Source organism: Tatumella sp. JGM130 (assembly GCF_018257525.1).
GTDB lineage: Bacteria > Pseudomonadota > Gammaproteobacteria > Enterobacterales > Enterobacteriaceae > Tatumella > Tatumella punctata.
Genome location: NZ_JAERJS010000065.1, coordinates 1 through 3,843, shown reverse-complemented (window position 1 = coordinate 3,843; position 3,843 = coordinate 1). Strand labels below are relative to the sequence as shown.

The 3,843-nt window shown below is 49.6% G+C and carries 7 protein-coding genes; all 7 read right to left on the bottom strand.

Annotated features, from left to right (window positions below; translation table 11 throughout):
- Positions 1-466 precede the first annotated feature (466 nt).
- Complete coding sequence (locus JK211_RS16565) at positions 467-1,660, bottom strand: Arm DNA-binding domain-containing protein (protein WP_212709718.1); 1,194 nt, start codon at positions 1,658-1,660, stop codon at positions 467-469.
- A complete protein-coding gene (locus JK211_RS16970) occupies positions 1,618-1,824 on the bottom strand; it encodes an excisionase (RefSeq protein ID WP_249213833.1) in 207 nt (68 codons plus the stop codon). Before JK211_RS16970 ends, JK211_RS16565 begins: the two co-directional genes overlap by 43 nt.
- An 80-nt stretch (positions 1,825-1,904) precedes the next feature.
- Positions 1,905-2,111: a hypothetical protein gene (locus tag JK211_RS16560; RefSeq protein WP_212709717.1), complete on the bottom strand. Its 207-nt coding sequence runs from the start codon at positions 2,109-2,111 to the stop codon at positions 1,905-1,907.
- Between the two features lie 163 nt (positions 2,112-2,274).
- On the bottom strand, positions 2,275-2,754 hold the full coding sequence (locus JK211_RS16555; protein ID WP_212709716.1) for a class I SAM-dependent methyltransferase: 480 nt from the start codon (positions 2,752-2,754) through the stop codon (positions 2,275-2,277).
- 97 nt (positions 2,755-2,851) lie between these two features.
- Positions 2,852-3,004: a hypothetical protein gene (locus JK211_RS16550; protein ID WP_212709715.1), complete on the bottom strand. Its 153-nt coding sequence runs from the start codon at positions 3,002-3,004 to the stop codon at positions 2,852-2,854.
- Positions 3,004-3,399, bottom strand: a complete 396-nt coding sequence (locus JK211_RS16545; RefSeq protein ID WP_212709714.1) for a hypothetical protein — start codon at positions 3,397-3,399, stop codon at positions 3,004-3,006. The genes JK211_RS16550 and JK211_RS16545 overlap by 1 nt, the downstream gene beginning before the upstream one ends.
- Positions 3,400-3,447: 48 nt before the next feature.
- The coding region (locus JK211_RS16540; RefSeq protein ID WP_212709713.1) for a hypothetical protein at positions 3,448-3,843 on the bottom strand (396 nt) is incomplete at its 5' end.

Sequence of the window (3,843 nt, the reverse complement as noted above, 5' to 3'; positions counted from 1 at the left end):
GAAATACGTTTCATCTGTCACTCCATGCCCTCAGATTGATTTTTCAGAGGGGGTGACAACTATGCTGACACTGAGGGCTTCGCAGAAGGGTAAACTACTTCTACTTTTGTCCTGCGCCAGACAGCGTCCTTTCGACGGATACAAAAAAGCCCCGGACCGAAGTCTAGGGCTTTTTCTTACGTTCAGGAGCCGCGGCTCTTTTACGTATCCTTTCATGTCCCTTTACCGTCTGGTCGGTGTCCGGGTACAGTGGCTAGATGCTTGATTTCTCTCGCGTTGTCCGGTCACTGTCCAATCATGATTGGTGGGCTGGCGGGAGTTGAACCCGCGTCACAAAGTGTAGTTTGTGACTGATTTTAAAGGGTATTTTAATAAAAATTATTTTCACGTGCATTTAAAGTGCATTTTGTCGTCCATCCGACGTCATGTTGCTGTCTTTGTGCGTGTTGATTTACTGGCGTCTACCTTAGTTATTCCCTCCCACAACAGTCAGGTGGCTAGATTGCTTTGTGGTGTTTCCGTCATAGTCTTTCAGGTAAGACCCATAGTGCCTGAAAAGCATCTCGGGCCCTTTATGCCCCATTTGCCCGGATAGCCAGTAGAGATTCACACCGACACTGATATGCCTGGTCGCGAATGTGTGTCTGGTTTGATATGGGTTTCTGTATCTGACTCTTCCCCTGCGGAGTGCCGGAACCCAGGCTTTTTTGCGTATTGCCGCCGATCCACTCCATGGCTCCATGGTTTTTGGGTCCTCAAATACGTATTCACTTCGCATATAAGTATATGGGCGCATACCAGCAAGGGACGCAATCGCAACTTCATCCAGCTCGACCTTACGTGTTCCAGCGGCAGTTTTCGTTCCTTTTATCACGCCGATGACACTAGCCTTTTGAACATGGACGGTGTTGTGCACCAAGTCGATATCCTGCCAGCGTAATGCACATAGCTCTGAGCTTCTTAGCCCCGTATGAATCGCGAACTGGAAGAGAAATCGCCACTGATCGTAAATACAGGCCGCAAAAATGGCCTTAGCCTCCTGCGGAGTGAATGGATCAACTACATAGTCGTCTGTCTCCTCATGCGTCTGTTTTGGGCGATAGCGCGAGGCTGTCACTAGCGATACAGGGTTCAATTCTATAAGCCCATCAGTGACCGCTTCATCTAAAGCGCTACGTAAAAAAGAAAGCAGGTTCCTGATGGTTTTCAGCTTGGCATCCTTGTTGCTTATCCACGTCTTCATTACACCTGCTGTCAGCTCAGTTACTGGAAGTGGGTGTAGCGCTGAAAGCGATGTAATGCACTTTTTATAACCATCAATAGTCGAGGGTGATAATTTCCTGTTGCTACATATTGTGATGTATTCATTCAGATATTCGGCAACCGTTTTTGTTTTCTTCACTTCCCCGAAGGTAGCTATCTTCCTAGATTTCGGGAAATAGTCACTGTAAAGGAAGGAGCCCAGTGATATTTTGTTTTGTATCTCCCCCAGAAGCCGCTCAGCGTATTTAATGTTCCTTGGACTAGCCTCCAACCCCGAAAGAGGCTCCCTGCATAGAACACCCTTAAAAGTGAATGTGAGCTGAATAGTATTGCCAGTCTGATGCCGACGAATTGTTACACCCCGCGGTAAAGCGGGTCCCGGCTCTTTCTTGCCCATCTGTTTACCTCTTCAAGATCAACCCAGCGTTCCTGTACGCCATCCACTTTTAATACGTGGATACCTACCTGCCAGATTTTCCTTTGTATCCGTTTGTTAATAGCGTCGATCGACTCTCCGGTGTTTTTGCAGTACGTCGATAGGGGTACGCAATCTAGACTCATAAGCTCTCCTTTACCCAACCCGCAGGCACGACGATGCCGCCGGTGACCGGTGCGGGAATAGGGTGGTCTAGTGGGTGGAATTAGTGGCGCTTAAACATCTCGGCGCGTTCTTGCTTCTCGGCATCTTCGCGGCAGTCGGCATCGCAATAGTGGCCTTTGTCGATCATGTCGCCACAGTTATAGCACTTTCCGGTGAATGGCTTCGGTCGTGGGCGGTTAGCCATTGCTACCTGTAACTGCTGATGTTCCAGTTCTGATGCCTGGTCGAGTGGGTCTGCGTGGGTCATGATTTATTCCTTTCTACTTCACCACACAATAACTCAGCCGCCGGCCGCCGCTCATGCAGTCGGTTGATGATGGCTTGGCATTGTGTTTCGGTGGGGGAGATATGTTCAGTGAGGGGAGTTGCCTGGTTACCGGAGATAATGAGGATGACGTATCCGAGGAGTATCATGCAGGTTGCTCCTTGAGGAATATAATCCAGTGCGTTTTATCCCCTTTACCGGTGCGTTGCCAGATAGTCGGAACCTGGTCGGTAAGGGCGATGACTTGCTTCACTGGAACCTGTGTTTCATTCCATTTGAAAATCAACGTACCGTGTGGCCGGAGCACCCGGAAAGCTTCACGAAATCCGTCAGCAATATCCTGCTGCCAGTTATCCTTATCCAGCGCCCCGTATTTTTTCCGCATCCATCCATTTTCACCAGCCCGAACAAGGTGGGGTGGGTCAAAAACGACTTGAGCGAATGAATTATCAGGGAAAGGAAGGTTACGAAAATCGGCAATAATGTCTGGGGATATGTTTAGTGCGCGTCCATCGCATAGGGTGTGTTTTTCTGCTCGGATATCGCAAAATATTGCCCGCGCATCAGATTTATTAAACCAGAACATTCGAGAACCGCAGCACATATCTAGTACTGGCGTATCCATCACTTCCTCCTGTACGCATCCCACAGAGCAATGCGGAACGCTATTCGTTTAATGAAAGCAGGATAGTTACCTGCCAGTATGCGAGAGGTGACTTTCTTCATCGCCACCACCACTCAATGCATAAATGTCCCAGCCAGATAGAACGCATTGGGCCATCATGCCAGAAGGAAAAGTAACGCCACTTTGATTTTTTCTGCCATGAAATTGCCAGCCACCAACCGCCTCCCCGTCCGGGAATAGGTATTTTCATCACTCCCCCAGGCCGTTGAGGCGCTTCACTTCATCGATGCATTGGTTCCACCGACTTTTAACCACAGGATGGTCCAGTAATTTTTGATATTCAGGAAACTTAATCACCGGTACCGGCGGGGCGGTAAATAAATAATTAACCTCAACGTCGTGACTTTTTCCAAATGCTTTACCGTCTCCGGGGAACCAAGAACTGGGCTCTGTCTCTGGATTGCTTCCCTTTGGAGTCAATCGATACCTGCTGTAAGTTGGCTCTGCCGTAAGTGAAGCCAGGGCGATTTCTACTAACTGCAACGTCATTAACTCAAAGTCGCTTTTGTGTCCGAAGTCCTCAATCCTTTCCTTTAGTTCATTGCCGTGCGATATCAACTCCTGCCGCCTCTGCTCAGTAATCATATATTCCTCTCCAACAGATAACCCTCCCTGCAGGAGAGGGTGGGTGAATTAGTCACCGAAGCCGCCACGTCCTGACGTGTTGGCTGTCGGGAATGTTGCCTGCTGCTGCCCATTCTCCTGCCAGGAGCGCTGCCAGCCCTCGGCGTTCTGCTTCCGCTTCCTCTCGGTAATCCATGCCGGCTCAGGTGGCCTGACAGATGTTTCCATGCACCTAATTCGTTGCTGATAACGCGGCATCATCTGATTCAGGCGCGGGTGTGGCTCTCCGTTTTTGGCGGCGGTGCGTGCTTCCATGCACCCCATAACAATCCGTTGTCTGGTCAGCCATTCACTGCGTTCACGTTCTGTCATCCGGATGAGATTCTGGGCTTCGATATCCCTATACCTTTCCGGATGGCGTGACAAGACCTCCGATTCTTCCGGTGACAGTTTCATGATGTGGCC

Bases quoted from the DNA above. Each gene is read 5' to 3' on its own strand.
- JK211_RS16555 (WP_212709716.1), bottom strand. From the start codon at position 2,754: ATGGATACGCCAGTACTAGATATGTGCTGCGGTTCTCGAATGTTCTGG.
- JK211_RS16970 (WP_249213833.1), bottom strand. From the start codon at position 1,824: ATGAGTCTAGATTGCGTACCCCTATCGACGTACTGCAAAAACACCGGA.
- JK211_RS16545 (WP_212709714.1), bottom strand. From the start codon at position 3,399: ATGATTACTGAGCAGAGGCGGCAGGAGTTGATATCGCACGGCAATGAA.
- JK211_RS16560 (WP_212709717.1), bottom strand. From the start codon at position 2,111: ATGACCCACGCAGACCCACTCGACCAGGCATCAGAACTGGAACATCAG.
- JK211_RS16550 (WP_212709715.1), bottom strand. From the start codon at position 3,004: ATGAAAATACCTATTCCCGGACGGGGAGGCGGTTGGTGGCTGGCAATT.
- JK211_RS16565 (WP_212709718.1), bottom strand. From the start codon at position 1,660: ATGGGCAAGAAAGAGCCGGGACCCGCTTTACCGCGGGGTGTAACAATT.